Annotated in this window: 23 protein-coding genes; 13 read left to right on the top strand and 10 right to left on the bottom strand. The window is 70.4% G+C overall.

All coding sequences use genetic code 11. The features are described 5' to 3' along the window. Nucleotides 1–4 precede the first annotated feature (4 nt). The gene (locus tag ACFC1W_RS01050; RefSeq protein WP_375987619.1) at nucleotides 5–1279 is read right to left on the bottom strand and encodes an ABC transporter substrate-binding protein; all 1275 of its coding nucleotides are present in this window, start codon (nucleotides 1277–1279) and stop codon (nucleotides 5–7) included. Between the two features lie 193 nt (nucleotides 1280–1472). Between ACFC1W_RS01050 and ACFC1W_RS01045 the strand changes: the two genes are divergently transcribed. Next, complete coding sequence (locus ACFC1W_RS01045; protein ID WP_375987618.1) at nucleotides 1473–2483, top strand: LacI family DNA-binding transcriptional regulator; 1011 nt, start codon at nucleotides 1473–1475, stop codon at nucleotides 2481–2483. 170 nt (nucleotides 2484–2653) lie between these two features. Here ACFC1W_RS01045 and ACFC1W_RS01040 read toward each other — a convergent pair whose 3' ends face one another. Next, complete coding sequence (locus ACFC1W_RS01040) at nucleotides 2654–3424, bottom strand: IclR family transcriptional regulator (RefSeq protein WP_375987616.1); 771 nt, start codon at nucleotides 3422–3424, stop codon at nucleotides 2654–2656. A 61-nt stretch (nucleotides 3425–3485) separates the two neighbouring features. Between ACFC1W_RS01040 and hutH the strand changes: the two genes are divergently transcribed. The 3 genes from hutH to hutI all read left to right on the top strand — a co-directional run bounded on the left by hutH (nucleotide 3486) and on the right by hutI (nucleotide 8265). Next, nucleotides 3486–5135 (top strand): histidine ammonia-lyase, encoded by a 1650-nt coding sequence (gene hutH / locus ACFC1W_RS01035; protein ID WP_375987614.1) that lies wholly within the window; start codon nucleotides 3486–3488, stop codon nucleotides 5133–5135. An 87-nt stretch (nucleotides 5136–5222) separates the two neighbouring features. Continuing rightward, complete coding sequence (gene hutU, locus ACFC1W_RS01030; RefSeq protein ID WP_375987612.1) at nucleotides 5223–6902, top strand: urocanate hydratase; 1680 nt, start codon at nucleotides 5223–5225, stop codon at nucleotides 6900–6902. Nucleotides 6903–6999: 97 nt separating this feature from the next. Further along, nucleotides 7000–8265, top strand: a complete 1266-nt coding sequence (hutI, locus tag ACFC1W_RS01025; RefSeq protein WP_375987610.1) for an imidazolonepropionase — start codon at nucleotides 7000–7002, stop codon at nucleotides 8263–8265. Nucleotides 8266–8275: 10 nt separating this feature from the next. Here the strand turns inward: hutI and ACFC1W_RS01020 are convergent, their stop codons facing one another. The 4 genes from ACFC1W_RS01020 to ACFC1W_RS01005 all read right to left on the bottom strand — a co-directional run bounded on the left by ACFC1W_RS01020 (nucleotide 8276) and on the right by ACFC1W_RS01005 (nucleotide 11398). Further along, the gene (locus ACFC1W_RS01020) at nucleotides 8276–8746 is read right to left on the bottom strand and encodes a histidine phosphatase family protein (protein ID WP_191767167.1); all 471 of its coding nucleotides are present in this window, start codon (nucleotides 8744–8746) and stop codon (nucleotides 8276–8278) included. After that, a complete protein-coding gene (locus ACFC1W_RS01015; protein WP_375987608.1) occupies nucleotides 8743–9633 on the bottom strand; it encodes an arginase family protein in 891 nt (296 codons plus the stop codon). The genes ACFC1W_RS01020 and ACFC1W_RS01015 overlap by 4 nt, the downstream gene beginning before the upstream one ends. Before the next feature lie 27 nt (nucleotides 9634–9660). Next, on the bottom strand, nucleotides 9661–10011 hold the full coding sequence (locus ACFC1W_RS01010) for a gamma-glutamylcyclotransferase family protein (protein WP_191767165.1): 351 nt from the start codon (nucleotides 10009–10011) through the stop codon (nucleotides 9661–9663). A gap of 115 nt (nucleotides 10012–10126) precedes the next feature. After that, nucleotides 10127–11398, bottom strand: coding sequence for a DUF445 domain-containing protein (locus ACFC1W_RS01005; RefSeq protein WP_375987606.1), 1272 nt, complete (start codon nucleotides 11396–11398; stop codon nucleotides 10127–10129). 135 nt (nucleotides 11399–11533) lie between these two features. Here ACFC1W_RS01005 and ACFC1W_RS01000 point away from each other — a divergent pair, with 135 nt between their 5' ends. Next, the gene (locus ACFC1W_RS01000) at nucleotides 11534–12481 is read left to right on the top strand and encodes a helix-turn-helix transcriptional regulator (protein WP_375987604.1); all 948 of its coding nucleotides are present in this window, start codon (nucleotides 11534–11536) and stop codon (nucleotides 12479–12481) included. 6 nt (nucleotides 12482–12487) lie between these two features. Here the strand turns inward: ACFC1W_RS01000 and ACFC1W_RS00995 are convergent, their stop codons facing one another. Continuing rightward, entirely contained in the window at nucleotides 12488–13660 is a 1173-nt protein-coding gene (locus ACFC1W_RS00995) for an acyl-CoA dehydrogenase family protein (RefSeq protein ID WP_375987602.1), read from the bottom strand. A 73-nt stretch (nucleotides 13661–13733) separates the two neighbouring features. On the opposite strand from ACFC1W_RS00995, the gene ACFC1W_RS00990 reads away from it, so the two are divergent. After that, on the top strand, nucleotides 13734–14732 hold the full coding sequence (locus ACFC1W_RS00990) for a TIGR00341 family protein (RefSeq protein ID WP_375987600.1): 999 nt from the start codon (nucleotides 13734–13736) through the stop codon (nucleotides 14730–14732). Between the two features lie 34 nt (nucleotides 14733–14766). On the opposite strand, the gene ACFC1W_RS00985 is transcribed toward ACFC1W_RS00990, so the two are convergent. Next, the gene (locus tag ACFC1W_RS00985; protein WP_375987598.1) at nucleotides 14767–15537 is read right to left on the bottom strand and encodes an alpha/beta fold hydrolase; all 771 of its coding nucleotides are present in this window, start codon (nucleotides 15535–15537) and stop codon (nucleotides 14767–14769) included. Between the two features lie 55 nt (nucleotides 15538–15592). Between ACFC1W_RS00985 and ACFC1W_RS00980 the strand changes: the two genes are divergently transcribed. Further along, the gene (locus tag ACFC1W_RS00980) at nucleotides 15593–15997 is read left to right on the top strand and encodes a pilus assembly protein CpaE (protein ID WP_375987596.1); all 405 of its coding nucleotides are present in this window, start codon (nucleotides 15593–15595) and stop codon (nucleotides 15995–15997) included. 222 nt (nucleotides 15998–16219) lie between these two features. On the opposite strand, the gene ACFC1W_RS00975 is transcribed toward ACFC1W_RS00980, so the two are convergent. After that, a complete protein-coding gene (locus ACFC1W_RS00975) occupies nucleotides 16220–17425 on the bottom strand; it encodes an MFS transporter (protein ID WP_375987594.1) in 1206 nt (401 codons plus the stop codon). Between the two features lie 409 nt (nucleotides 17426–17834). Between ACFC1W_RS00975 and nrdH the strand changes: the two genes are divergently transcribed. From nrdH to ACFC1W_RS00945, 6 genes are all read left to right on the top strand, one after another. Then, entirely contained in the window at nucleotides 17835–18068 is a 234-nt protein-coding gene (nrdH, locus tag ACFC1W_RS00970; protein WP_019181042.1) for a glutaredoxin-like protein NrdH, read from the top strand. A 4-nt stretch (nucleotides 18069–18072) separates the two neighbouring features. Then, on the top strand, nucleotides 18073–18537 hold the full coding sequence (nrdI, locus tag ACFC1W_RS00965; RefSeq protein ID WP_375987591.1) for a class Ib ribonucleoside-diphosphate reductase assembly flavoprotein NrdI: 465 nt from the start codon (nucleotides 18073–18075) through the stop codon (nucleotides 18535–18537). Then, a complete protein-coding gene (gene nrdE, locus ACFC1W_RS00960; protein ID WP_375987589.1) occupies nucleotides 18519–20675 on the top strand; it encodes a class 1b ribonucleoside-diphosphate reductase subunit alpha in 2157 nt (718 codons plus the stop codon). Before nrdI ends, nrdE begins: the two co-directional genes overlap by 19 nt. Nucleotides 20676–20705: 30 nt before the next feature. Continuing rightward, on the top strand, nucleotides 20706–21680 hold the full coding sequence (nrdF, locus tag ACFC1W_RS00955; protein ID WP_191767155.1) for a class 1b ribonucleoside-diphosphate reductase subunit beta: 975 nt from the start codon (nucleotides 20706–20708) through the stop codon (nucleotides 21678–21680). 813 nt (nucleotides 21681–22493) lie between these two features. Continuing rightward, on the top strand, nucleotides 22494–23033 hold the full coding sequence (locus ACFC1W_RS00950) for a flavodoxin domain-containing protein (protein WP_375987587.1): 540 nt from the start codon (nucleotides 22494–22496) through the stop codon (nucleotides 23031–23033). Nucleotides 23034–23493: 460 nt separating this feature from the next. After that, a complete protein-coding gene (locus ACFC1W_RS00945) occupies nucleotides 23494–24183 on the top strand; it encodes a hypothetical protein (RefSeq protein WP_375987585.1) in 690 nt (229 codons plus the stop codon). 19 nt (nucleotides 24184–24202) lie between these two features. On the opposite strand, the gene ACFC1W_RS00940 is transcribed toward ACFC1W_RS00945, so the two are convergent. After that, nucleotides 24203–25312, bottom strand: coding sequence for a class I SAM-dependent methyltransferase (locus tag ACFC1W_RS00940; RefSeq protein WP_375987583.1), 1110 nt, complete (start codon nucleotides 25310–25312; stop codon nucleotides 24203–24205). Nucleotides 25313–25320: the final 8 nt, after the last annotated feature.

Here is a 25320-nt window from a genome sequence, read left to right as displayed (position 1 = left end):
GGGGTCAGCCCACGACTGCTTCGGTGTTGGCCTGAACAGTGTCGAGGATCTGCTGCGGGTCGCCGGTCTTGAGGCTCTCGAGCGAGGCGTTGAAGTCCGTGATGACCGCCGCGATCCCGTCGTTCGTCGGCACGCCCTGGGCGTACTCGGCGCCGGCGAGGAAGGCCGCGAGTTCGGGGTTGTCCTCCGTCCACTGGTCGGCGGCCGACTGCACGGACGGCATCGGCCCGAACGCGGCCGAGAACGCGAGCTGCTGCTCGGCGCTGGTCAGGTACTCGACGAGCTCCAGAGCGGCCTGCTGGTTCGGGCTGTCGGCGGCCATGCCCCAGCAGTTGGTGAACTGCATCGTTCCCTTGCCGGCCGGACCCGCGGGGAGCTCGGCGACCAGGTACTCGACGTCGGGGTAGTCGTTGGACATCGCGCCCGTGATCCAGTTGCCTTCGATCGTCATCGCGGTCTTCTCCGTGCCGAATGCCTCACCGCCCCAGCCCGAGCCGAGGTCGATCGTGGCGTACGCGAACGATCCGGCATCCATCTGCTCCTGGACGTAGGTGAGCGCCTCGACGTTCTCGGGGCTGTTCGCGACCGCTTCGGTGTCGTCGTCGCTCACGAGCTGGCCGCCCGCCTGCGCCATGAATGCCCCGAGCCGCTGGTACTCGGCGCCGAACGCCAGGCCCGTCACGCCGTCGGTGGTGAGTGTCGCTGCGACGTCGGCGAGCTCGTCCCACGTCGTCGGTACGTCGTCCTCGGTCAGGCCGGCCTCCTCCCACAACCGGGTGTTGATGATCAGCTGCAGCGTCGAGAAGTCCTTGGGGGCGCAGTAGAACTGATCGTCGACCGTGAAGTTCTGCACGAGCGACGGGTAGAAGTCGTCCTTGTTCTCGAGCATGTCGCCGTACGCGATGACCGAGCCGTTTCCGGCGTACCCGGCGAGCGCCTCGGACGCGAGGTAGAACAGGTCCGGCGGCGATCCTGCGGCGAAGCCCTGCGACAGCTGCTGGGGCAGGTCATTGGCGACCTGGACGGATGCCTCGACCCCCGAATCCTCGGACCACGCCGCGACAGCCTCTTCGACGGCGGCCGTCTCAGCGGCGCCGGACGACCCGATCAGGATCGTCAGCGCGTCATCGGAGGACGTGAGCTCGGTCGCGTCTCCGTTGCCGGCGTCACCGCCGCCGCCGTCGTCGTCGAATCCCGAGCCGCAGGCGGTGAGCGCGAGCACCCCTGTGATGAGCAGCGCGCCGGTGCCGAGCAGCGCGCGCGTCGTGTGCCGTGTCATGTCTCTTCTCCTTCGATGAGCGGTGACGAGTCGTCGATGACCCCGATCGTCCATCGTCGCGAGGGCGAATTTGAACGATCAAACTGTTGATGCGAGACATACGGTAGAAAGCCGGCGGCCATCCTGTCAAGGGGGTCGACCGGCGCATAGGATGACGTCTCGTATCGCGAAAGAACCGGCGAGGAGGGTCCGGATGGCGAAATTGCCGACCGTCGACGACGTCGCCGCCGTTGCGGGGGTCTCGCGTCAGACGGTGTCGAACGTGCTGAACACGCCGGGCATCGTGCGTCCGTCGACGAGGGAGCGCGTCGAGCGCGCGATCGCCGACCTCGGCTATCGCCCGCATGCTGCGGCGCGCCGCCTGCGCACCCGCCGCAGCTCGACCATCGGCATCCATCTCGACCCGTACGCGGGCGGAATCTCGGGGGTGGTGCTCGACCGCTTCGTGCATGCGCTCGCCGAGCGGGCGAGTGAGCGCGGCATGCGTCTGCAGCTCTACGCCGCGCGCAGCCCTGCTGAGGAGATCGCCCGTATGGGCGAGCTCACCGACGGCGGCGAGATCGACGCGGTCGTGATCACCGGCACGTTCCACGGCGATCCGCGCACGCGCTGGCTCGATGAGCACGGCATCCCGTTCGTCTCGTTCGGGCGGCCCTGGGGTGAGGACGACGTCTCGTCTCCGGCCCACCTGTGGGTAGACGTCGACGGAGCGGCCGGCACACGCTCCGCGACGGAGCATGTCCTCGGCATCGCCGGACCTCGCGTCGCGTTCCTCGGCTGGCCGAGCGGCTCGGGCACCGGCGATGACCGCGAACGCGGCTGGATCGAGGCGATGGCCGCGGCCGGCGCTACCGGGCGGCGCCTTGCGTGCGAGGAGAGCGTCGGGCTCGCTCGCGCCGAAGTGGCCGAGCTGCTCGCCGATCACAGCGATGTGGACGGCATCGTGTGCGTGAGCGACTCGCTCGCGATCGGCGCGCACCTGGCGGCGGCCGCAGCCGGTCGTGCCGACCTGCCCATCGTCGGCTTCGACAACACCCCGGCAGTCGAGGCGATCGGGCTCAGCAGCGTCGAGCAGCTTCCCGAACGCGTCGCGGCCGGCGTGCTCGACCTGCTGATGGGGCCGACAGGCAGTGTGGTCGACCCGCGACCGGCGGCTGCCGGCGCCGCGCACGTGCTCGTCGAGCCGCGGCTCGTCGTGCGCTGAGTCGCGGACGTTGGGGGCCGAGCCGCGGACCTTGGGGGCCGAGCCGCGGCCCTGGGGCTGAGCCTTCGCGTCGGCGGTGCCGGGCCCCGGCCGTCGGGCGGGCCGATCCGGCGGGGCCGCTAGGCCCGCCCGACTGGCGGGCAGCCGGGCCGGCCGATCCGGCGGGGCCGCTAGGCCCGCCCGATCCGGCGCTCGAGCTCGGCGGCGGCCTCGGAGATGAGCGCCCCGAGCGCGGCCTCGTCACGCGCGTCGTCGGCCGGCCACGTCAGGGCGATCGCGGCGGCGGGCCACCCGGCGTGGTCGCGCACGGCGACGCCGACGGAGCGGAGACCCAGCGTGACCTCGCCATCCTCGACCGCCCAGCCGCGCGTGCGCACCTCGCGCAGCACGTCGCGCAGCTCGCTCGGGCGCGACGGACCCCGCCCCGTGCGGTCGGCGAAGGCCGAGGCATCCGGATACAGAGCTCTCACCTGCTCGCGGGGGAGCGCCGCGAGCATCGCCCGGCCGGTCGCGGTGAGGTGGGCCGGCAGACGCACGCCGACATCGGTGACGAGAGCCGGGCGACGGGGTGCGCGCTCCTCGACGATGTAGAGCACATCGCGTCCGGTCATGACGGCGAGGTGCGCGCTCTCGCCCGCCCGGTCGGCCAGCGCTGCGATGAGCGGGCGGCCGAGCCGGGCGAGGGGCTGCTGGCGCGAGTAGCCGCCGGCGAGCTCGAAGGCCGCAGTGCCGAGCCCCCATCGGCGCTCCGTCGGCAGGTGGATGACGAAGCCGTGCGCCTCGAGCGCGGCGAGCAGGTGGTACGTGCTCGACCGCGGGATGCCGAGGGTCGTCGCGATCGTGCTCGCCGCCACGGGTCCGCGCTGGCGCGCGAGGAACGACAGGATGCGCAGCGTCTGGTCGGCGGCGGGCACCTGGGGAGGGATGGAGTTGTCTGGCATGCCAGACACAGGATCCCACCACGGCCTGTCGCGCGCCACCCGGTCGGTGTGCAATCGACGCATGACCACCGGCATGACCACCGTCTCCGACCGCCGTTCGGGCGTCGTCACCGTGGGCGCGGCACCCCTGCGCCCCGAGGACGTCGTCGCCGTCGCCCGGCATGACGCGCTCGTCGAGATCGCCCCCGAGGCGCTGGCGCGCGTCGCCGCCACGCGAGCCCTCGTCGAGGGCCTGGCCGACGACCCCAATCCGCACTACGGCATCTCGACCGGATTCGGCGCTCTCGCGACGACGTTCATCGCCCCCGAGCGCCGCATGCAGCTGCAGGCGAGCCTCATCCGCTCCCACGCCGCCGGCACCGGACCCGAGGTCGAGCGCGAGGTCGTGCGGGCGCTCCAGCTGCTGCGTCTGCAGACGCTCGCCACGGGCCACACCGGCGTGCGCCCGATGGTCGTCGAGATGTACGCCGGGATGCTCAACGCCGGCATCACGCCGATCGTCCGCGAGTACGGCTCGCTCGGCTGCTCGGGCGACCTCGCCCCGCTGTCGCATGTCGCGCTCGCCGCGATGGGCGAGGGGCGCGTGCGCGACGCCGGCGGCATCGAGGTCGACGCGGCGGACGCGCTGGGCGCAGCATCCCTCACCCCTCTCGTCCTGCGCGAGAAGGAGGGACTGGCGCTCATCAACGGCACCGACGGCATGCTCGGGATGCTGCTGCTCGCGCTGCACGACCTGTCGGTGCTGCTCGACACGGCCGACGTCGCCGCCGCGATGTCGGTGGAGTCTCAGCTGGGCACCGACGCCGTGTTCGCCGCCGACCTGCAGGCGCTCCGTCCGCAGGCGGGTCAGGCGGTCTCGGCCGCGAATCTGCGCGCGGTGCTCGCCGGATCGCCGATCGTCGCGTCGCACAAGGATCCCGCCGTCTGCACGCGCGTGCAGGACGCGTACTCGCTGCGCTGCTCGCCGCAGGTGCACGGCGCCGCCCGCGACACCGTGGAGCACGCCCGGCTGATCGCCGCACGCGAGCTGGCCGCCGCCGTCGACAACCCCGTCATCACCGACGACGGCCGCGTCGAGTCCAACGGCAACTTCCACGGCGCGCCCGTCGCGTACGTGCTGGACTTCCTCGCGATCGCCGTCGCCGACGTCGCGTCGATCTCGGAGCGCCGCACCGACCGCGCGCTCGACAAGGCGCGCAGCAACGGGCTGCCGCCGTTCCTCGCGCACGAGGTCGGCGTCGACTCGGGCCTCATGATCGCGCAGTACGCCGCGGCGGGCATCGTCTCGGAGCTGAAGCGCCTCGCGGTTCCGGCATCCGTCGACTCGATCCCCTCGAGCGCCATGCAGGAGGATCACGTCTCGATGGGCTGGGCGGCCGCACGCAAGCTGCGCCGCGGCATCGACGGACTCGGCCGCGTGCTCGCGATCGAGGTGCTCACCGGCGCCCGCGCCCTCGACCTGCGCGCCCCGCTCGAGCCGGGCGCCGCGACCGGCGCGGTGCGCGACCTGGTGCGCGACGCCGGCGTCGGCGGTCCCGGCGCCGACCGCTTCCTGTCGCCCGACATGGAGACCGTGACCGAGCTCGTCGCCTCGGGCGCCGTCGCCGCGGCCGCCTTCGGGACCGCGGCATCCACCCCCGCCCGTTCCGCCCCCTCGACCCACACCCCTCCCACCCACACCCCTCCCACCTCCCCAGAACAGGTGATCTGACGCACACAGGACGAGTCGACGCAGAATCTCCTGTCCTCGCCAGATCACCTGTTCCGAGCAACCGCAGATCACCGAAAGAGAGCGATCATGACGACCACCGACACCGCCGCCCGCACCGTGCGCGCCGCGCGGGGCAGCGAGCGCACCGCGAAGAGCTGGGGCGCCGAAGCCGCCAAGCGCATGCTCATGAACAACCTCGACCCGGAGGTGGCCGAGCATCCCGAAGATCTCGTCGTCTACGGCGGCACCGGCAAGGCGGCGCGCAGCTGGGAGGCGTTCGACGCGATCGTGCGCACGCTCGACGAGCTCGAGCCCGACGAGACGCTGCTCGTGCAGTCCGGCAAGCCGGTCGGCGTCTTCCGCACCCACGAGTGGGCGCCCCGAGTGCTCATCGCCAACTCGAACCTCGTCGGCGACTGGGCGACGTGGCCCGAGTTCCGCAAGCTCGAGGAGCTCGGCCTCACGATGTACGGCCAGATGACCGCCGGCTCGTGGATCTACATCGGCACGCAGGGCATCCTGCAGGGCACCTACGAGACGTTCGCCGCCGTCGCCCGGTCGCTCGGCCGGGACGACCTCAGCGGCACGCTCACCCTCACCGGCGGCGCCGGCGGCATGGGCGGTGCCCAACCGCTCGCCGTCACCCTCAACGGGGGAGCGGTGCTCATCGTCGACGTCGACGAGTCGCGCCTCGCCCGCCGCGTCGAGCACGGCTACCTCGACGAGTATACGACGGATCTCGACGCCGCCCTCGCGCGCGTCGTCGCCGCCAAGGCCGCGGACGAGGCGCTCAGCGTGGGCGTCGTCGGCAACGCGGCCGAGGTCTTCGGCGATGTGCTGCTGCGCCACCGTGCCGGCGAGCTCACCGTCGACATCGTCACCGACCAGACGAGCGCCCACGACCCGCTCGCCTATCTGCCGGTGGGCATCGCCTTCGAGGACTGGAAGGCCGAGGCATCCCGCGATCCCGAAGGGTTCACGGCACGTGCCCGCGGAAGCATGGCGAAGCACGTGGCGGCGATGGTGGGATTCCAGGATGCCGGCGCCGAGGTCTTCGACTACGGCAACTCCATCCGCGCCGAGGCGCAGCTGGGCGGATTCGACCGCGCGTTCGAGTTCCCCGGATTCGTGCCGGCGTACATCCGCCCGCAGTTCGCCGAGGGGCGCGGGCCGTTCCGCTGGGTCGCGCTTTCGGGCGACCCCGAGGACATCCGCAAGACCGACGAGGCGGTCAAGGCGCTGTTCCCCGACAACGCCGGGCTCGTGCGCTGGCTCGACAAGGCGGGCGACGCCGTGCACTTCGAGGGGCTACCCGCCCGCATCTGCTGGCTCGGCTACCAGGAGCGCCACCTCGCGGGGCTGAGGTTCAACGAGATGGTGGCGTCGGGGGAGCTGTCCGGCCCGATCGTCATCGGCCGAGACCACCTCGACTCGGGCTCGGTGGCGAGCCCGTACCGCGAGACCGAGGCGATGGCCGACGGCTCCGATGCGATCGCCGACTGGCCGCTGCTCAACGCGCTGCTGAACACGGCGAGCGGCGCCGCATGGGTGTCGATCCACCACGGCGGCGGTGTCGGCATCGGGCGCAGCATCCACGCCGGTCAGGTCACCGTCGCCGACGGCACCGCGCTTGCCGCCGAGAAGCTCGAGCGCGTGCTCACCAACGACCCCGGAACCGGCGTCATGCGCCACGTCGACGCCGGGTACGACCGCGCCAAGGAGGTCGCCCGCGAGCGCGGCCTCCAGGTGCCCATGCTCGACGCCTGACCGTTCACCGCCCGGGTTCAGTGTCCACAGACGCCGGGTCGCTGCCATCGTCAGCCCTGCACCTGTGGACACTGAACGACAGGGAGAGAGGGATGCTGTGACCGCGACGCTCATCACCAACATCGGCGAGCTGACCACCAACGTCGAGCGCGACGGCGACCCCACGGGTCTCCTGCGCGATGCGGCGGTGCTGGTGGAGGGCTCGCGCATCGCGTGGGTCGGCGCAGCCGCGGATGCCGAGACCCACCTTCTGCGACGAGACGACGCGCCGAAGCCGACGTCTCGTGACGGATTCGACGTCTCGCGCATCGGGAGCGGGAGCGACGGGAGCGCGGGCGGCGGGGACGTCCAGGTCGTCGACGCGGGCGGGCGGGCCGTCATCCCGGGGTTCGTCGACAGTCACACGCACCTCGTGTTCGGCGGCGACCGGGCCGACGAGTTCGAGGCGCGCATGACCGGAACGCCTTATGCCGCCGGCGGCATACGGCGCACGGTCGCCGCGACGCGCGCCGCGAGCGACGAGGAGCTGCGCGCCCGGCTCGCCGGCTTCGTCGCCGAGCTGCACGGCCAGGGCACGACGACGTTCGAGGTCAAGACCGGCTACGGGCTCTCGGTGCACGACGAGGCCCGCCTTGCCCGGCTCGCCGCCGAGGTCACGCCCGAGGTCACGTTCCTCGGGGCGCATGTCGTACCGGCCGACTACGCCGAGCGCCGCGACGAGTACGTCGACCTCGTGGTGGGGGAGATGCTCCGCGCGTGCGCTCCGCACAGCCGCTGGATCGACGTGTTCTGCGAGCGAGGCGCCTTCACCGCCGACGAGAGCCGACGCATCCTCGCCGCCGGCGTCGCGCACGGCCTGCTGCCGCGCGTGCACGGCAATCAGCTCGGACCGGGCGACGGCGTGCGACTCGCGGTCGCCGCGGGCGCGGCATCCGTCGACCACTGCACCTACCTCGACGACGCCGATGTCGCCGCGCTCGCCGGGTCGGACACCGTCGCGACGCTCCTGCCGGGCGTCGAGTTCTCAACGCGGCAGCCCTACCCGGACGCGCGCAGGCTGATCGACGCGGGGGTCACCATCGCCCTCGCAAGCGACTGCAACCCGGGGTCGAGCTTCACCTCGTCGGTGCCGCTCATGATCGCGCTGGCCGTGCGCGAGATGGGCATGACGCCGGCCGAGGCGGTGTGGTCGGCGACCGCCGGCGGCGCGCGTGCCCTGCGCCGCGACGACGTCGGCGTGATCGAGCCCGGCCGACGCGCGGACCTCGTGCTGCTGCACGCGCCGACGCGCGTGCACCTGGCCTACCGGCCCGGAGTCCCGCTCATCGACCGCGTGTTCAAGGACGGCGTCGCGCCGGTGTGAGAGGCCGCGCTCAGCGCGGCGTGTCGATCGTCCACTCGTCGGGATCCAACGACGTCGCGACGTCCCAGTCGTCGGTCGCCCAGGTGAATGTCGCGACCGCGCACGTCGGCATGGCCGCGATGCCGCCGTCGGACAGGCGCTCGGCGAGGGTGGTCATGCCCGGGTCGTGCGCGACGACCATGACCCACGACGCGCGCGACTCGACGGCCGCGCGAAGGATCCGCGACGCCGGCGCCCCGTAGAGCTCCTCCTGCTGTTCGACGGCCACCTTCGTGCGCTCGCTGAAGAACTGCGCGGTCGTGCGCGCACGCAGCGCGGTGCTCGACAGGATGACCGCCGGACGCCAGCCGCCCGCCGCGAACCGCTCGGCCATGCGCGGCGCGTCGCGCAGGCCGCGCTCGTTGAGCGGCCGGTCGTGGTCGTCGAGCGACGCATCGCCCCAGTCGGACTTCGCGTGACGCACGAGTGCGAGCCGGATCATGCTGCGACCGCCTTTCCGGCGAGGAGCTCGAGCACGCAGAGCGCGGCCAAGCGCACGGTGCGTCCGTCCGGGGCGTCCGCCGTCGCGTCCACTTCCACGATGTCGGCGCTGCGAAGGCGGGGATCGGATGCTGCGTCCCGCACCAGCGCGCGCAGCTCCCACGCCGCGAGACCACCGGGCACCGAGGCCGGGCAGCCGGGCGCGACCGATCGGTCGCACACGTCCACGTCGATGTCGAGGTGGATGCCGCCGCCACCGCCACCGGCGATCTCGAGCGCCTCGGCCATGACGTCGGCGGCGCCGCGGCGGCGCACCTCATCGAGCGTGACGACGGTGATGCCGAGGTCGGTCGCGCGCTGCGCGTACGCCGCCGAGTTGGCGAAGTCGGCGATGCCGAGCTGCACGATGTGCCGGGGATCGAGGCCGTCCTCGACGAGGCGGCGCACCGGCGAGCCGTTCGAGACGCCGTCGCGCAGGTCGTAGTGCGCGTCGATCGTGATGAGTCCCGCCGCCCCCGCGCCCTGCGCGACCGCGTACGTCGCGGAGTTGTCGCCGCCGAGTGCGATGACGAGTCCCGCGTCGGCGATCAGCTCGCTGACCGCCGTGCGCACGGATGCCTCGCCCTCCGGTCCGTCGGGCGAGGCGATGTCGCCCGCGTCGGCGATGCGCAGCGCCTCGGAGAGGTCGACCGGTGGCGGCCCGATCAGCGTGGGGCTGTAGCGGCGGAGCGCCTCGCGCACCGCCGCGGGCGTCGCGTGGGCGCCCGTCGGCGAGAGCGACGTGCGCCAGGCGGGCACGCCGAGGATCGCGGCATCCCACCCCTCGGCCTCGTCGGGAGAAGACCAGCCGCCGGCACGCGGCCACAGCGGATCGTGCGAAAGCGTCACAGGGTCGACGGTACTCCGAAGCGCGGCTCACACCGAGACGTACGCCCAGGCGCGTCGTCCGCTGGCGAGCACGACGGACACGCGCCGGTACAGCGCGACCTCGTACTCGTCGGCCGCGTCGAGCTCGTCGGCCGTGACGCGCAGGGTCTTGCCGACGACCTTGTCGAGCGGGCTGCCCGTCTCGCGCACGATCGGGTGCACCGTCTGCTTCGAGAGGTCGACGACGCGGTGGTCCTCGATCTCGGCGTAGTCCACCGTGTACCCGGGGAGGACGTCGTCCTCGGCGTCCAGCAGGCGGCCGAACGTGTCGAGCTGCACCTGCGGATGCTGAAGGGTCCCGTAGCTGAAGAGGAGCTCGGTCGACGGAGCGCTGGCCACGGGATCAGGCTAGCGCCCGAGGCACGGGAGGGCACCAGAGACGCCGACGCGGCTCAGCCGAGCAGCGCGTGGGCGATGGTGAAGATCACGAGGCCGGCGAGGGCGCCGACGCGGCTCAGCCGAGCAGCGCGTGGGCGATGGTGAAGATCACGAGGCCGGCGAGGGCGCCGACGATCGTGCCGTTGAGACGGATGTACTGCAGATCCCGGCCCACCATCAGCTCGATCTTCTCCGTCGTCTCGGCGGGATCCCAGCGCTCGACCGTGTCGGTGATGATCGACGCGATGTCGTGGCGGTAGCGCTCCACGAGGAAGACGGCGGCATCGGTGACCCACACGTCCACGCGGCGCTGGAGCGCGGCATCCGTCGTCAATCTCTCCCCGATCTCGGCGAGCGCCGCCGCCGCCCGGATCCGCAGCCCGCTCCGCGGATCGGCCAGCGATGCGAGGAGCCCGGCCTTCGCGGTGTTCCAGGCCTCGGCCGCGAGCTCGCGCACGCGCGGGCTGTCGAACACGCCGGACTTGGCGTCTTCGAGCCGGCCGATCGTGCCGGGGTCGTGCTGGAGGTTGTCGGCCAGGCGGTCGAGATAGCCGTCGATCGCGCGGCGGGCGGGATGCTGTGCGTCGAGCCGGATCGCCGCGACGAGCTTGACCGCCTCGCTGTACACGGTGTCGTCGACGAGCCGGTGGGCGACACCGGGCAGCCAGGACGGCAGGCGACGCGACACGAGTCCCGTGAAGGCCGGCTTGTTGGCGTCGAGCCAGGCCGCGACGGTGTCGAACGCGAGGTCGACGGCGCCATGGTGGGCGCCCGACTCGACGATGCGCCCGAGCCAGGCGCCGAGCGGCGGCCCCCACTCCGGCGCGATGAGGTGCTCGCGTGCGAGATCCTCGATCACGCTCTGGACGTCGTCGTCACTCAGCGCCTGCAGAACGCCGGACGCGAGAGCGGATGCCTCGGCCGACACCCGCTCGGCATGTGCGGGCTCGGCCAGCCACTCGCCGAGGCGCGCCGCGATCGCGGTCGCCTCGAGCTTCGTGCGCACGACGTCGCCGCGCAGGAACTCCGTCTCGACGAACTCGCCCAGGTTCCGGCCGATCTCGTCCTTGCGGTTGGGGATGATCGCGGTGTGCGGGATGGGGATGCCGAGCGGATGCCGGAACAGGGCCGTCACCGCGAACCAGTCCGCCAGTGCGCCCACCATGCCGCCTTCCGCGAACGCGCGGAGGTAGGCGAGAGCCGGGATCTGCTGCTGGAACGCGAACGCGAACGCGAAGAGCACGGCCATGAACAGGAGGGCCCCGAGGGCGACGCCCTTCATGAGCCGCAAGCCGCGCCGGCGCTCCTGGTCCGCCGGACTGAGGAGGGCCGTCGGCGTCGGGGACATGCGCTCATCCTCGCACGCGGGGTCGGTGCGGTCCCGGGCCTTGACGCTGAGCGCTCCGATCGTCGCGGCCTCGCTTACTATCTACTACGTCAGTGGGGCGCGACGACGATGTCGGGCGCAGGGGGAGGTGGATTCGTGGTCGAAGTGCTGAGCCTGCGCGCCAGCGGCTTCGACGTGGTCGAGCAGACCTGGCGCGAGTTCGTGCCTTCGGCCCGGCTGCGCGAGCCGGGTCCCGACGTCAGCGCGGAGCTCGCGTGGCAGTCCGCCGCCGTCGAGGGACTGTCGGCGGTCGCGTATCAGCTGTCGGGCAGCGTGCGCTCGTCGATCGAGCCCCACGGCCAGCTCATGGCCTGCCGTGTCGCGACCGACGACGGCTGGGTGGGTGTGCCTCGGCGCCAGTTCGACACTCGTCTGCCGTGGGTGTCGTCGGGTGCGGCAGCCGAGGCCGCGTGGGACGGCACCGCCACCGTGCGCGCGCTCATCTTCGACCTCGAGAGCGCCCAGCACACCGCCCGGCTCACGTCGGGCGACGACGGCCTCGTGCTCGACGTGCTCGACCCCGCGCCGCGCAGCGCAGCACTCGGTGCCCAGTGGGAGAGGACCCAGTCGTACGTGCTCTCGGCGCTCGTCGCCGTGTCTCGGTCGAACGACTCCGAGCCGCTTCTGGAGGCAGAGTTGAGCCGACATGCGCTCCATGCGACGCTCAGCGTCTTCTCCACGACGTTCGCCGAGGCGCTGGAGCGGTCTGCTCAGCCGGGACCGGCACCGCGGGCGGTGCGCCGCGCGATCTCGTTCATGGAATCCCGCATGGCCGACCCGATCACGATCGACGACGTGGCGGCCGCCGCCGGCATGTCGACACGCGGACTCCAGGCCGCCTTCCGCCGCGCGCTCGACACGACGCCGACGGAGTACCTGCGCGGCCTCCGCCTCGCCGGGGCGCACGAACAGCTGCGTGCCGGAGGCCCCGAGACGGTCGCGGAAGTCGCCCGCTCGTGGGGATTCGCGCACCCGTCGCGATTCGCGGCGTTCTATCGAGAGCGCTACGGCCGCAGTCCGAGCGAGACAGCGCGCCGCGGCTGAGTCGGGTCAGTCCTCGACGGGGCCGAGCCAGGCCGTTGCGACGGTCGAGTGCGCCGACTCCGGATCGCTCGGATGGAAGAGGCCCGCGAGCACGTCGCGGTACAGCCTGCCGAGCTCGTTCGAGGCGAAGTACGACGAGCCTCCCGCGACCAGGACGGCGTCGTCGACGATGGCCTTCGCAGCCGTGACCGCGCGGTGCTTCATTCCCGCGAGCAGGGAGAACCAGCGGGGGCCGTGGTCGGTGAGCCCGTCGACGTCGCGCGCGAGCGCGTCGAGCTGCGGCGGCAGGGCATCGTAGGCGAGCGCCATGTCGGCGATCCGCCAGCGGGTGTCGGGGTCCTGGCTGTACGGCCTTCCGGTGCGCTTCGACGTGCGCTTCGCCGCCGCCGCGACCGCCAGATCGAGCGCGCGCCGGGCGATCCCGGTGTACACCGAGGCGAGCAGCAGCTCGAAGACGCTGAAGATGCCGAAGACCAGCGGATCGGGGTTCGGGCCCGGATCGATGCGCCGCGCGACGCGCTCGGGAGGTGCGACCGCGCCGTGCAGCTCGGTGGTGCGCGACTGCGTGCCTCGCATGCCGAGGGTGTCCCAGTCGTCGCGGGTCACGATCCGACCGGCGGGCTCCTCCGACCGCGAGACGAACGCGTAGACCATCTTCGGACCGTCGGGAGACGTCGTGTCGAGTCCGTGCAGACCGAGCTGCGTCCACACGGGGGCGAGTGACGTGAAGATCTTCGTGCCGGTGAACGCGTAGCCGCCGTCGGCCTGCGGCGCGGCATCCGTCCCGCTCCCGAACAGCACGAGGTCGTTCCCCGCCTCGCTGATGCCGAACGCGAACACCTCGCCGGCCACGGCGCCCTCCTGCACGAACCGCAGCGCGTCGACGCCGCGATCGGACAGCACCTTGGCGACCCCGGTCCACACGAGGTGCATGTTGATCGCGAGGGCGGTGGCCGGTGCGGCGCCCGCGAGTCGCTGCTGGAGAGCGGATGCCTCGGCCAGCCCGAGACCCCCGCCGCCGAGCTCGGCGGGCACGAGGATCGCGAGGTAGCCGGCATCCCGCAGCTCGTCGAGGTCTGCCTCGGGGAACGTGTTCTCGCGGTCGTGCCGCGGGGCCCGCTGACGGATGCGCTCGAGCAGATCGTCGGGGAGGTACGCGGTCGGGTCGAAGTCGGTCACCCGGCCATTCTCCCGCCTCTCTCCGCTCGCGGGCGCGGCGTGCCACGATGATCGCAGACAGTGAGGAGTCGACATGTCGCGGCTAACCCAGACCCTCATCCCGACCGCTCAGCGGCAGTCCGTCGAGGAGCTCACCGACGCCCTCGACCTCGGCCATGGCGACACCCTCGCCAAACGCAGCGGCTTCCTCATCATGCTCACCCTCGCGGGCCTGATCGCGATCGCGGGCGTGCTGACAGACTCGACCGCGACCGTGATCGGCGCCATGATCATCGCACCGCTCGGCACCCCGATCCTCGGCATCGGGCTCGGCATCGTCACAGGACACCTCAGCCTCGTGATCCGGTCGATCCTGTGGGTGCTCGTCGGGCTCGTGATCGTGGTGGCCCTCGGTCTCGTCTTCGCGCTCTTCGTCGCGACGCCCGAGAGCCTGGCCGCGAATTCGCAGGTGGAGGGGCGCACATCGCCCAGTCTCATGGACCTGGTCGCCGCGCTCGCCACCGGGTTCGCCGGCGGATTCGCGATGTGCCGAAAGGACCTCAGCGCCGTGCTGCCGGGCGTCGCGATCGCGATCTCGCTCGTCCCGCCGCTGGGCGTGGTCGGCGTGTGCGCGGGGCAGGGACTGTGGGGCGACGCGCTCGGGGCGCTCGTGCTGTTCCTCTCGAACGTCCTCGCGCTCGTGATCGCCGGCACGATCGTCTTCACGATGGGAGGGTACGCACGCGACCCCGGATCGTCGCCCACCGCGAACCGCCGTCGCGCGTACGTCGTCGTGACGGTGCTGGCCCTCGTGGTGACCGTGCCACTGGCGGCGAACTCGATCGTCGCGGTCGCACTCGCGCGCTGGACCGCGACGATCCAGACCGTCACCACAACGTGGCTCGCGGACGAGCCCGGCGCCCGCGTCTACGACGTCACCTGGAGCGGCGCGGATGCCACGGTCGACGTGACCACCGACGACGGTCAGGTGCCCGACATCGGCGATCTGCGGACCGCGCTGTCGACGGCGATCCCGGGCTGGGTGGGCGTCGTGGTCGACGTCGGCCAGGGGAGCGAGTACGTCGTGCAGTGAGCCCGGTGTGCCGCGGGGGCGGCGGTGGTGGCGCTCAGGTGTCGAGTCCTTCGAGTGCCTCGAGGAACTGTGCGATCGTGGCCTCGGGCTCGTCGCGATGCGGCGAGTGACCGGCGCCGGCGACGACCGACATGGTGATGCGCGGGTTGGCCTCGACCACCGACTCGGCAGGCTTGCCGCGGAAGATGCTGTACACAGCGGGGTCGGACGCGATCACGTGGGTCGGCACGGCGAGGGCGGTCGCGGCATCCGTCACATCCCATTCCGCGTTCTGCACGCTCGTCTGCTCGACCGCCCAGCGGCTCGCCTGCTGCGCGGACAGGGCCTTGAGCTCGACGTCGTGCTCGTGCCAGTGCGGGTGCGCCTCGCGCACCGCGCGCGGTGAGGGGTCGGCGAAGGACTCCTCCTGGCTCGTGCGCACGATCTCGCGGTCGCGGTCGGTCAGGGAGATCGCGGGGTCGATGAGCACGAGCCGGCGCGTCCACGCGGGATCGGCGGCGACCGCCACGGTCGAGGCGGCCGCGCCGAGCGAGTGACCGACGACCACGTCCCACGCCGCGCCGCCGACCGGACGCGTGGCCGCGAGATCGGCGGCGTAGGCGGCGATCGTGTAGTCGAGCGCGCGCGGCGCAGTGCCGTGGCCGCGCAGGTCGACGGCGTCGGCGCGCCAGCCCGCATCGGCGAGCGCGACGCCGTACCGCCACATCAGCGGACCGTTCGACCCGAGGCCGTGGACGAGCAGGGCGCGGCGCGCGGCATCGGGTGCACCCCAGGACAGACGCGGAAGGACGACGGGTGACGGCATGGTCTCCAGCCTAGAAGCGGCCCGGGGGTGCGCCGTGCCACGGCAGGATGGTGGCATGATCTCGACGGAACTGGCAGTCGCACTGCGCGATGCCGGGCTGGTGTGGCATCCACGATCAGGCGACCGGTTCCAGCTCGACGAGCCCGAGTTCGAGGCCGACGTCTTCACGGTCAGCGAGATGACCATCGAGCCGCGCGAGTATCCGACCGGGCGCATCCTCGCCTTCAATGGCACGACCGAGTGGGCGCTGGACTCGGTCGCCCTCGAGGACGCGCTGTGGCTGCCGCACGAGAGCCAGCTGCGCGACATGCTCGGCGCCGCGTTCCGGGCGCTGCGCCGCCTGCCCGACACCTATGAGGTCGAGATCGTGCTCGCGGGGGAGAAGCGCGTGTTCGAGTACCCCGATCCCGCCGACGCGTACGCGCTGGCGCTGCTGGAGGTGCTGCGCCGGATCGCCTGATCCCCTCGTGCGCCTGGGCGGGTGCGTGGGGGTTCGGGTGTGTGGGGGTTCGGGTGCGTGGGAGTTCGGGTGCGCCGGCCGGTGCGCCGGCCAGTGCGCCGAGACACCGTTTTTGCGATGAGACGACGTGTGGGGCGTGACGTCTCGTCGCGGATGCGCCGTCTCGCGGTGGGGCGGGGGTTGCCCGGTCCGGCGGGTTGCACGGCTGCGGGGTTGCCCGGGTCAGGTGATGGTCGGAACCGGCTCGGTGTCGGGGATCGGGCTCGCGTCGCGGCCGCGCAGGTCGGGGAAGCCGCGCACGAAGGCGACCGCCACGAGGAGACCCGCCGCGGCGAAGGCGGTCGCGGCGACGTACGCGCCGGTCGGGCCCAGGTCGTCGATCAGGAAGCCGGCGATGGCCGAGCCCGCCGCCGCGCCGATGAGCTGACCCGTGCCGACCCAGCCGAACGCCTCTGCGGTGTCGCTGAACTTCACGCTCGCCGACGTCATGGCGAACAGCACGGCCAGGGCAGGTGCGATGCCGATGCCGGCCAGCACGAGGGTGCCGCCCAGCCAGAACACGTTGAGCGAGACGATCGTGAGTGCGAGGCCGACGGTGACGATCGCGAGACGGCGGGCCATCGCCCACGGCCCGATCGGGATGTGCCCGAACCCGAGGCCGCCCGCGAGACTGCCGACCGAGAAGAGCGCGAGCACGATCCCCGCCTCGAGGCCGCCGTGGTCGAACGTCGCGACGACGCCGGCTTCCACCGCCGAGCAGGCGCCGATGAGGAGGAACCCGACGACGGTCGCGAGCAGCACCGGGGTCTTGGTGAGCACCTTGCCGATGCTGCGGCGACTGCGCGGGATGCGGACGCGCCCGACCTCGGGGGAGAGGATGAACCACGATCCGCCGCCGATGAGGATCACGACGATGAGCAGCAGCGCCTGCACGGTGCCGACCTGCGTCGCGACGAGCGTGATGACCACGGGCGCGATGATCCAGATGATCTCCTGGAGCGACGCGTCGAGGGAGAAGAGCGGCGTCAGCTGCTTGGAGGTGACGAGCTTCGGGTAGATGGTGCGGGCCGCGGACTGGATCGGCGGCGTCGACAGGCCGCTCACGAATCCGAGGGCCATGTAGCCGGGCAGCGGCAGCGCGAGCAGGGCGATCGCCGTGATCGACAGCGCGCACACGATCATCGTCGACGTGATGACGGGGCGCATACCCCACCGGCCCATCCAGCGGCTGGTCACCGGCCCGGCGATCGCCTGCCCGATCGAGGCCGCCGCGAGCACGAGGCCCGCCGCGCCGTACGAGCCGGTGACGTGCTCGATGTGCAGCAGGATCGCGAGGCTCGTCATGCCGTTGGGGAAGCGCGCCGTCAGCTGAGCGGCGATGATGCGGCCGACGCCCGGAGTGCGAAGAAGATCCCGGTAGCCCGCCACAGAACAACGTTAGCGCGGCCCCCGGCGCCGGCGAGATCGGTTCATGGGCCGCTTCGACGGCGGCAACCCTGCGACACGCCGCGACGCGCCGCGACACGCCGAAGACGTCTCTCCACAGGCAGATCCGATGTCGGAGGGGCGATCTAGCGTCAGACCTGTGGACAGCCGCGGCCGCGGCATCCGAAACGCCCGTGATTCAGGCTTTTTCCAGGTTCGAGACCAGAGGCCGACCTGTGGATGAAACGGTGGACAACCTGTGTTGTACATGGGGAGAGCGGTGGAAAATCACACGGATGTAACTACTAGCCCTTGTGGTGCTATCCAATGTCGGTACCCATATGTAGTATTGGACTCCCGGCGGGGGGCCTGCCGGAAAATGAGCGGATTTGAGGGGAAAGACACGATCAACATGGCGATCACCGTCTACACGAAGCCCGCGTGCGTGCAGTGCACCGCGACCTACCGAGCCCTTGACTCGAAGGGCATCGAATACGAGATCCACGACCTCTCAGAGGACCCTTCGGCCCTCGAGCAGGTCAAGGCGCTGGGCTACCTCCAGGCGCCCGTCGTCATCACCGATGAAGACCACTGGTCGGGCTTCCGGCCCGACAAGATCGACGAGCTCGCCTCGCGGCTCGCGTGACGCCATGGCAACCGCGATCGCACAGCGAGACGCGGTTGCCGGGCGGGCGACCGCGGCACGTCTCCTCGTCTACTTCTCGAGCATTTCGGGCAACACCGCGCGTTTCATCGAGAAGCTCGGGGCGAGGGCGGTCCGGATTCCGCTGCATCCGACGGATCCGGCCCTTGTGGTCGACGAGCCCTTCATCCTCGTCACACCGACGTATGGCGGAGGCCAGGGTCGGGGCGAGGAGAAGGGCGCCGTTCCCAAACAGGTGATCCGGTTCCTCAACGACGAGCGCAACCGCAGCCTGATTCGCGGAGTCATCTCCGCGGGCAACACCAACTTCGGCGAGCACTTCTGCATCGCCGGCGACATCATCAGCCGCAAGTGTCATGTGCCGCACTTGTACCGGCTTGAGGTTTTCGGCACGCCTGAAGACGTGGAACGCGTAAGCGAGGGATTGGAACGATGGCAGACGCTGCAGTGACAGAGAAGGACTTGAAGACAGAGGCGCGCTTCGAGGGCATGGACTACCACGCCCTCAACGCGATGCTGAACCTCTACGACGCCGACGGGAAGATCCAGTTCGACGCCGACAAGCGCGCCGCGCGGGAGTACTTCCTGCAGCACGTGAACCAGAACACCGTCTTCTTCCACTCGCTGAAGGAGCGCCTCGACTACCTCGTCGAGAAGGAGTACTACGAGCCCGAGGTGCTCGCGAAGTACCCGTTCGAGTTCATCCAGCAGCTCAACGACTTCGCCTATGGCAAGAAGTTCCGCTTCGAGACCTTCCTCGGCGCGTTCAAGTACTACACGAGCTACACGCTCAAGACCTTCGACGGCAAGCGCTACCTCGAGCGCTTCGAGGACCGTGTCGTCATGACCGCCCTCGCGCTGGCTGACGGGGACCAGGAGCTCGCGACCTCCCTCGTCGACGAGATCATCAGCGGCCGCTTCCAGCCGGCCACGCCGACCTTCCTCAACGCAGGCAAGGCGCAGCGCGGTGAGCTCGTCTCGTGCTTCCTGCTGCGCATCGAAGACAACATGGAGTCGATCGCCCGCGGCATCAACTCCGCGCTGCAGCTCTCCAAGCGCGGCGGCGGCGTCGCGCTCCTGCTGTCGAACGTCCGTGAGTCGGGCGCGCCGATCAAGCAGATCGAGAACCAGTCGTCGGGCATCATCCCGGTCATGAAGCTCCTCGAAGACAGCTTCAGCTACGCCAACCAGCTCGGCGCGCGTCAGGGCGCCGGCGCAGTGTACCTCAGCGCACACCACCCCGACATCATGCGCTTCCTCGACACCAAGCGCGAGAACGCCGACGAGAAGATCCGGATCAAGACCCTGTCGCTGGGCGTCGTGGTGCCCGACATCACGTTCGAGCTCGCCAAGAACGACGAGGACATGTACCTCTTCTCGCCGTACGACGTCGAGCGCGTCTACGGCGTGCCCTTCGGCGACATCTCGGTCACCGAGAAGTACCGCGAGATGGTCGACGACCCGCGCATCAAGAAGACAAAGATCAACGCGCGCGAGTTCTTCCAGACGCTCGCCGAGATCCAGTTCGAGTCGGGCTACCCGTACATCATGTTCGAGGACACGGTGAACAAGGCCAACCCGATCAACGGCCGGATCAACATGTCCAACCTGTGCTCCGAGATCCTGCAGGTCAACACTCCGACCACGTACAACGAAGACCTCTCGTACGCGCAGATCGGCAAGGACATCTCGTGCAACCTGGGCTCGCTCAACATCGCCCTCGCGATGGACGGCGGCAACCTCGCCAAGACGGTCGAGGCGAGCATCCGTGCTCTCACGGCCGTCAGCCAGCAGAGCCACATCGCCTCGGTGCGCTCCATCGAGGACGGCAACGACCGCTCGCACGCGATCGGCCTGGGTCAGATGAACCTGCACGGCTACCTCGCCCGCGAGCACGTCTACTACGGCTCGGAAGAGGGTGTCGACTTCACGAACATCTACTTCTACACGGTCCTGTTCCACGCGCTGCGGGCCTCGAACAAGATCGCGATCGAGCGCGGCGAGACGTTCGACGGGTTCGAGGACTCGAAGTACGCGTCGGGTGAGTTCTTCGACAAGTACATCGACCAGGAGTGGGTCCCTGCCACCGAGAAGGTCGCCGAGATGTTCGCCGGCCACCACATCCCGACGCAGGACGACTGGCGCGAGCTGAAGGCCTCGATCCAGCAGTACGGCATCTACAACCAGAACCTGCAGGCCGTGCCGCCGACCGGCTCGATCTCGTACATCAACAACTCGACGTCGTCGATCCACCCGATCGCGGCAAAGGTCGAGATCCGCAAGGAAGGCAAGCTCGGCCGCGTCTACTACCCGGCGGCGTTCATGACGAACGACAACCTGGAGTACTACCAGGACGCGTACGAGATCGGCTACGAGAAGGTCATCGACACCTACGCCGCCGCGACCCAGCACGTCGACCAGGGTCTGTCGCTCACGCTGTTCTTCAAGGACACCGCGACCACGCGCGACATCAACAAGGCCCAGATCTACGCCTGGCGCAAGGGCATCAAGACGATCTACTACATCCGCCTGCGTCAGATGGCGCTGGAGGGCACCGACATGTCCGAGTGCGTCTCCTGCACGCTGTGACGGCCACGGAACTCTGAGAGAAGAAGGACGATGAGCGAGAAGCTCCAGCTCCTGGACCACGTCCAGGCCATCAACTGGAACCGCATCCAGGACGACAAGGACCTCGAGGTGTGGAACCGCCTCGTGAACAACTTCTGGCTGCCCGAGAAGGTGCCGCTGTCGAACGACATCCAGTCGTGGAACACGCTCACCCCCGAGGAGCAGACACTCACGATGCGGGTGTTCACGGGCCTGACGCTGCTCGACACGATCCAGGGCACCGTCGGCGCCGTGTCGCTCATCCCCGATGCGCTCACCCCGCACGAGGAGGCCGTCTACACGAACATCGCGTTCATGGAGTCCGTGCACGCGAAGTCGTATTCGTCGATCTTCTCGACGCTGTGCTCGACGAAGGAGATCGACGAGGCGTTCCGCTGGTCGGTCGAGAACCCGAACCTTCAGAAGAAGGCGCAGATCGTCATGGAGTACTACCGTGGCGACGAGCCGCTCAAGCGCAAGGTCGCGTCGACCCTGCTCGAGAGCTTCCTCTTCTACTCGGGCTTCTACCTGCCGATGCACTGGTCGAGCCGCGCCAAGCTCACCAACACGGCTGACCTCATCCGCCTCATCATCCGCGACGAGGCCGTGCACGGGTACTACATCGGCTACAAGTTCCAGCGCGGGCTCGAGAAGGTCGACGAGGCCACGCGCAACGACATCAAGGACTACACGTTCTCGCTGCTCTACGAGCTCTACGACAACGAGGTGCAGTACACGCAGGACCTCTACGACGGCGTCGGTCTGACCGAAGACGTCAAGAAGTTCCTGCACTACAACGCCAACAAGGCCCTGATGAACCTCGGCTACGAGGCGATGTTCCCTGCATCGGTCACCGACGTGAACCCGGCGATCCTGTCGGCACTCTCGCCCAACGCCGACGAGAACCACGACTTCTTCTCGGGGTCGGGCTCGTCGTACGTGATCGGCAAGGCCGAGGCGACCGAGGACGAGGACTGGGACTTCTAGACGCTCCGACCGTGAGCCGAAACGGCGAGATCGGCTGAACAGCACCAGGGGCCTTGCGCACGTCTTGCCCGCATCTGTGCGGCGCCCAGCGCTGGGCCGCAGGTAATACTTGAACGCGTTTTGGCCGATCAGCCGACTGATCGTTCATCTCCTGCATTGATGCCTTCGGCAGGGCATGGGCCGTAGGCTGGGATCGACGTTCGCGTTCACCATGGCCGTCCCCAGCGGCCGCAAAGGGTTCGCCCTGTCCCCAGCAGGGCGTGAGCCGGACCTGTCCCCACAGGCCCGGCGTCGCGATCCGTCCGGTCCCCTCGGGCCGCTCGGCTGGCTTGCGTTCGGCTCGAGGGGGCTGCTCCCCAGCCCCGAGCGTGCCCGTCGGCTTGGTGATCCCCAGCGTGGTGGCGGGTGCGGGACAAGATCCCCAGATCTCCCCAATGCCCCTCACGGCGCCTCCATCGACTACGGTAGCTGTCCCCCATTCGGGGGACAAACTGTGACGCTGAAGGTTTCCGCAAGGAATGCGCAAGACGCATCCACCTGAGTGTGGTCGTCAGCCGTTCGGGTTCGGACGGGCTGCGGAACAGCTCGGGACTTCTGTCCCGTGCCGGCGGAGGTGCCGAAGCGCCGAAGCCAGCGTCCGGCACGAGTTGGCGGCGCGCTGGGCCCAAGGTCCCGCGCGCCGTTCTCCATCCGCACCGTGGACGGGGGTGCAGACGCGTCGCGCGCGGACGACACGGGACCTTGTGCCCGTCCGCGCGACGACGGCTTCTGCACGCTGGGAGGTGACGGAAGCACGAGCAGAGGAGACGTGAAATGCGCGTTCTTGTCACGTACGCAACCAAGAACGGTTCCACCCAGGAGATCGCCGACGCCATCGCAGACGAGTTGATGGCTCACGGACTCGACGTCGTCTGCGCGTCCGCGGCGGACGCCGATGCCGCCGATTTCGACGCGGTGGTGCTCGGCAGCGGAGTCTACGCGGGACGCTGGCTGCGGCCGGCACGGCGATTCCTCAAGGCGAACGCCGACCACCTGCATCGACTCCCGTTCTGGGTGTTCAGCTCCGGACCGTTCGGAGAGCAGGCAGTGAATCCATCAGCCGAGGATCTGAAGTGGCAGGAGCCTGCGAAGGTGATGGCTCGCGCCGAAGATCTCGGGGTTCGCGAACACGTCGTCTTCGGCGGGAGGCTTCCGCTCGAGCCGCACGGCTTCATAGAGAACGCCATGGTGCGCAACACCCCGTCTGAGAACCGCGACGCACGGGACTGGACGCGGATCCGGGCGTGGGCATCGGGCATCGCGCAATCGCTGGGCGCCCCCTCGCGGAGGACGACTCCACTGGTCGTCGACTGACCTCGTCGAGACAGGCCAGGCGTCCATCGCGGCTCGAGGAGCGTCCGTCGGGGGTCAGCCGCCTCGGACTGAGAGCCGCGACACGCCACGTGAACACCGCCGGTGATACGTCCCGACGACGGGTGCAGAGCGATAATGTCAGGACTGCGGATGTCCCCAGCATCCGCCGGACGACGGGTGTCCCCACACCCACGTCTTTACATCGCCGGGGCTCGTGGCCTTGGGCGCACGAGCCGATACTCGCGATGGCCGGGCTTCGGGTGTCCCCAGCACCCGAAGCCCGGTTGCGTGTCGGCGACCGGGCCATCGATGATGAGCGGATGCCGCGCCCCGCCGGCGCCGGTGGATCATCCTGAGCGGGTGAGGCCCGCTGCGTCAGCGCGTCCCTACAGTGGGCATCACACCGTCCGGCGTCGCCCCCCGACGACGCCCCTGGGGAACGGCGAATGGAGACGCGCCCATGAGCAGCGACAGCACACCTCCGATCACCCAGCCGTCGGCCGCTGTGCCGGCGAGCCCACCGCCGTCCGCCGGTGTGACCAGCCGGACGCTCATGTGGTTCGGCCTCGCGATCGTCGTGCTGGCCTTCTTCGCCGCGTTCCTCGGCTCGTGGCTCGCGCGGTCCGTCGACACGGCCGATCAGGCGCCGGCCGCGGCATCCGCTCCCGAACCGTCCGCCGCACCCGAGGAGACGCCGACGGTCGAGGACTACGAGGCCGCACTCGAGGAGATCCTCCCGGCGGGGTCCGCGGTGCGCGCCGGAACCGGTGCGCCCGAGTCGGGCAAGGGCAGCGAGGGCGACGTGTACATCGACATCGCCACCGCCGACGTCTACCTGTTCGAAGACGACTGGACGCGCGTCGGCAACATCCGCGAGTCGGCTGCCGCGAACCTCACCGGCGCGACGGGCGCGACCGGAGCCACGGGAGCCCCGGGCCAGCAGGGCCAGCAGGGTGAACAGGGCGAAGAAGGGGAGCAAGGCGAGGCAGGGGCGCCCGGCACGCAGGTGACCCTCGGCTCAGGGGAGCCCGTCGACCCGGCATGCGAGAGCGACGACATCTTCATCGACACGACGACGCCGATGTTCTACCAGTGCAGCGATGGCGCGTGGGTCGCGTTCTCACCGCCGCCGCCGGCGACCGAGGAGTGACGCGTCGGCCTGAGGAGAGTCAGCGCCGCGTCGACGCGGTCACCGTGAACTTCGCGTTGCGCGCGATCTGACGCGTCGGTCCGACGAGGCGCTCGAGTGCGGGTCGGTACTGCAGCGCGGAGTTCCACACCGTCCACAGCTCGCCGCCCGGTCGAAGCACCCGCGCGGCGTCGGCGAACATGCGCGGCGCCACACCGTCGTTCACCGCTGCTCCCACATGGAAGGGCGGGTTGAGCGCGATGAACGACGCCGTGGCGTCGGCCTGCGAGCGCAGCATGTCGTCGCGCACGACCTCGACGCGATCGCCGACGCCGTTCGCCTCGGCGGTGGCACGCGCAGACGCGACGGCGGTGGCCGACTGATCGCACGCGACGACGTGAAGCCCGGGATGCCGCAGCGCGAGCGTCGTCGCCACGACTCCCGTCCCGCACGCGAGGTCGATCACCGAGCCCGCCGGCGCGCCCCGCTCAGGCAGGTGCTCCCGCAGCAGCCGGGTGCCGATGTCGATCGACGTGCCGGCGAACGCGCCGCCGAAGGCGCACACGACGAGGTCGCCGTGCGTCTCGGTCCGAGGCTCCGGCTCGCGCCCGTCATGGGGGCCGCGCGCGATGAGCACGCGTGACTTCTGGCGGGCGTGGCTCACGTCGACGCGCGTGAAGTGCTCGCGCAGCACGTCGTTCATCGCGGGCGTCATGTGCTTGATCCGGCCGCCGGCGTACACGACGACGTCGGCACCGGCGTGCGCGGCGATCAGCCCCGACTGGTCGCGAAGCGCGTCGAGCGACCGGGGGAGCCTCAGGAGCACCACCCGCGCGCCCGCGACGAGGTCGGCGCCGAGGGGATGCGACGCGAAGGTTCCGGCGAGGCCGAACCGCTCGGCGTTCGCCGCGAGAGCCCGTTCGCCGGTGAGCGCGTCCTGATGCACGCGGATGCCGCGCGCGCCCTCGCTCGCCGCGCCCAGTGCGAGCGCGCCGTAGCCGTCGCCGATGACCACCACGGCACCGTGGACGGCATCGCGTCGCGCGTCGGCGGACTCATCGAGGATCAGCCGGTCCGCGGCATCCACGGCCGGCAGGTCGGGACCTTCGAGGTCGGGCCAGCGTCGCAGCGCGGCGGGGGAGTACTCCACCGTTCCAC

Source organism: Microbacterium sp. NPDC056003, assembly GCF_042274785.1.
Classification (GTDB): Bacteria; Actinomycetota; Actinomycetes; order Actinomycetales; family Microbacteriaceae; genus Microbacterium.
Note: the sequence above shows the minus strand (reverse complement) of the source record. Positions and strands in the feature narration are given on the sequence as shown.

Coding starts and splice junctions, on each gene's coding strand:
- ACFC1W_RS00980 (WP_375987596.1), top strand. CDS start 15,593: ATGATCTCGACGGAACTGGCAGTCGCACTGCGCGATGCCGGGCTGGTG.
- ACFC1W_RS00985 (WP_375987598.1), bottom strand. CDS start 15,537: ATGCCGTCACCCGTCGTCCTTCCGCGTCTGTCCTGGGGTGCACCCGAT.
- ACFC1W_RS01005 (WP_375987606.1), bottom strand. CDS start 11,398: ATGTCCCCGACGCCGACGGCCCTCCTCAGTCCGGCGGACCAGGAGCGC.
- ACFC1W_RS01020 (WP_191767167.1), bottom strand. CDS start 8,746: ATGATCCGGCTCGCACTCGTGCGTCACGCGAAGTCCGACTGGGGCGAT.
- nrdF (WP_191767155.1), top strand. CDS start 20,706: ATGAGCGAGAAGCTCCAGCTCCTGGACCACGTCCAGGCCATCAACTGG.
- ACFC1W_RS00990 (WP_375987600.1), top strand. CDS start 13,734: ATGTCGCGGCTAACCCAGACCCTCATCCCGACCGCTCAGCGGCAGTCC.
- hutU (WP_375987612.1), top strand. CDS start 5,223: ATGACGACCACCGACACCGCCGCCCGCACCGTGCGCGCCGCGCGGGGC.
- nrdH (WP_019181042.1), top strand. CDS start 17,835: ATGGCGATCACCGTCTACACGAAGCCCGCGTGCGTGCAGTGCACCGCG.
- hutH (WP_375987614.1), top strand. CDS start 3,486: ATGACCACCGGCATGACCACCGTCTCCGACCGCCGTTCGGGCGTCGTC.
- nrdI (WP_375987591.1), top strand. CDS start 18,073: ATGGCAACCGCGATCGCACAGCGAGACGCGGTTGCCGGGCGGGCGACC.
- nrdE (WP_375987589.1), top strand. CDS start 18,519: ATGGCAGACGCTGCAGTGACAGAGAAGGACTTGAAGACAGAGGCGCGC.
- ACFC1W_RS01050 (WP_375987619.1), bottom strand. CDS start 1,279: ATGACACGGCACACGACGCGCGCGCTGCTCGGCACCGGCGCGCTGCTC.
- ACFC1W_RS01045 (WP_375987618.1), top strand. CDS start 1,473: ATGGCGAAATTGCCGACCGTCGACGACGTCGCCGCCGTTGCGGGGGTC.
- ACFC1W_RS00945 (WP_375987585.1), top strand. CDS start 23,494: ATGAGCAGCGACAGCACACCTCCGATCACCCAGCCGTCGGCCGCTGTG.
- ACFC1W_RS00950 (WP_375987587.1), top strand. CDS start 22,494: ATGCGCGTTCTTGTCACGTACGCAACCAAGAACGGTTCCACCCAGGAG.
- ACFC1W_RS01040 (WP_375987616.1), bottom strand. CDS start 3,424: ATGCCAGACAACTCCATCCCTCCCCAGGTGCCCGCCGCCGACCAGACG.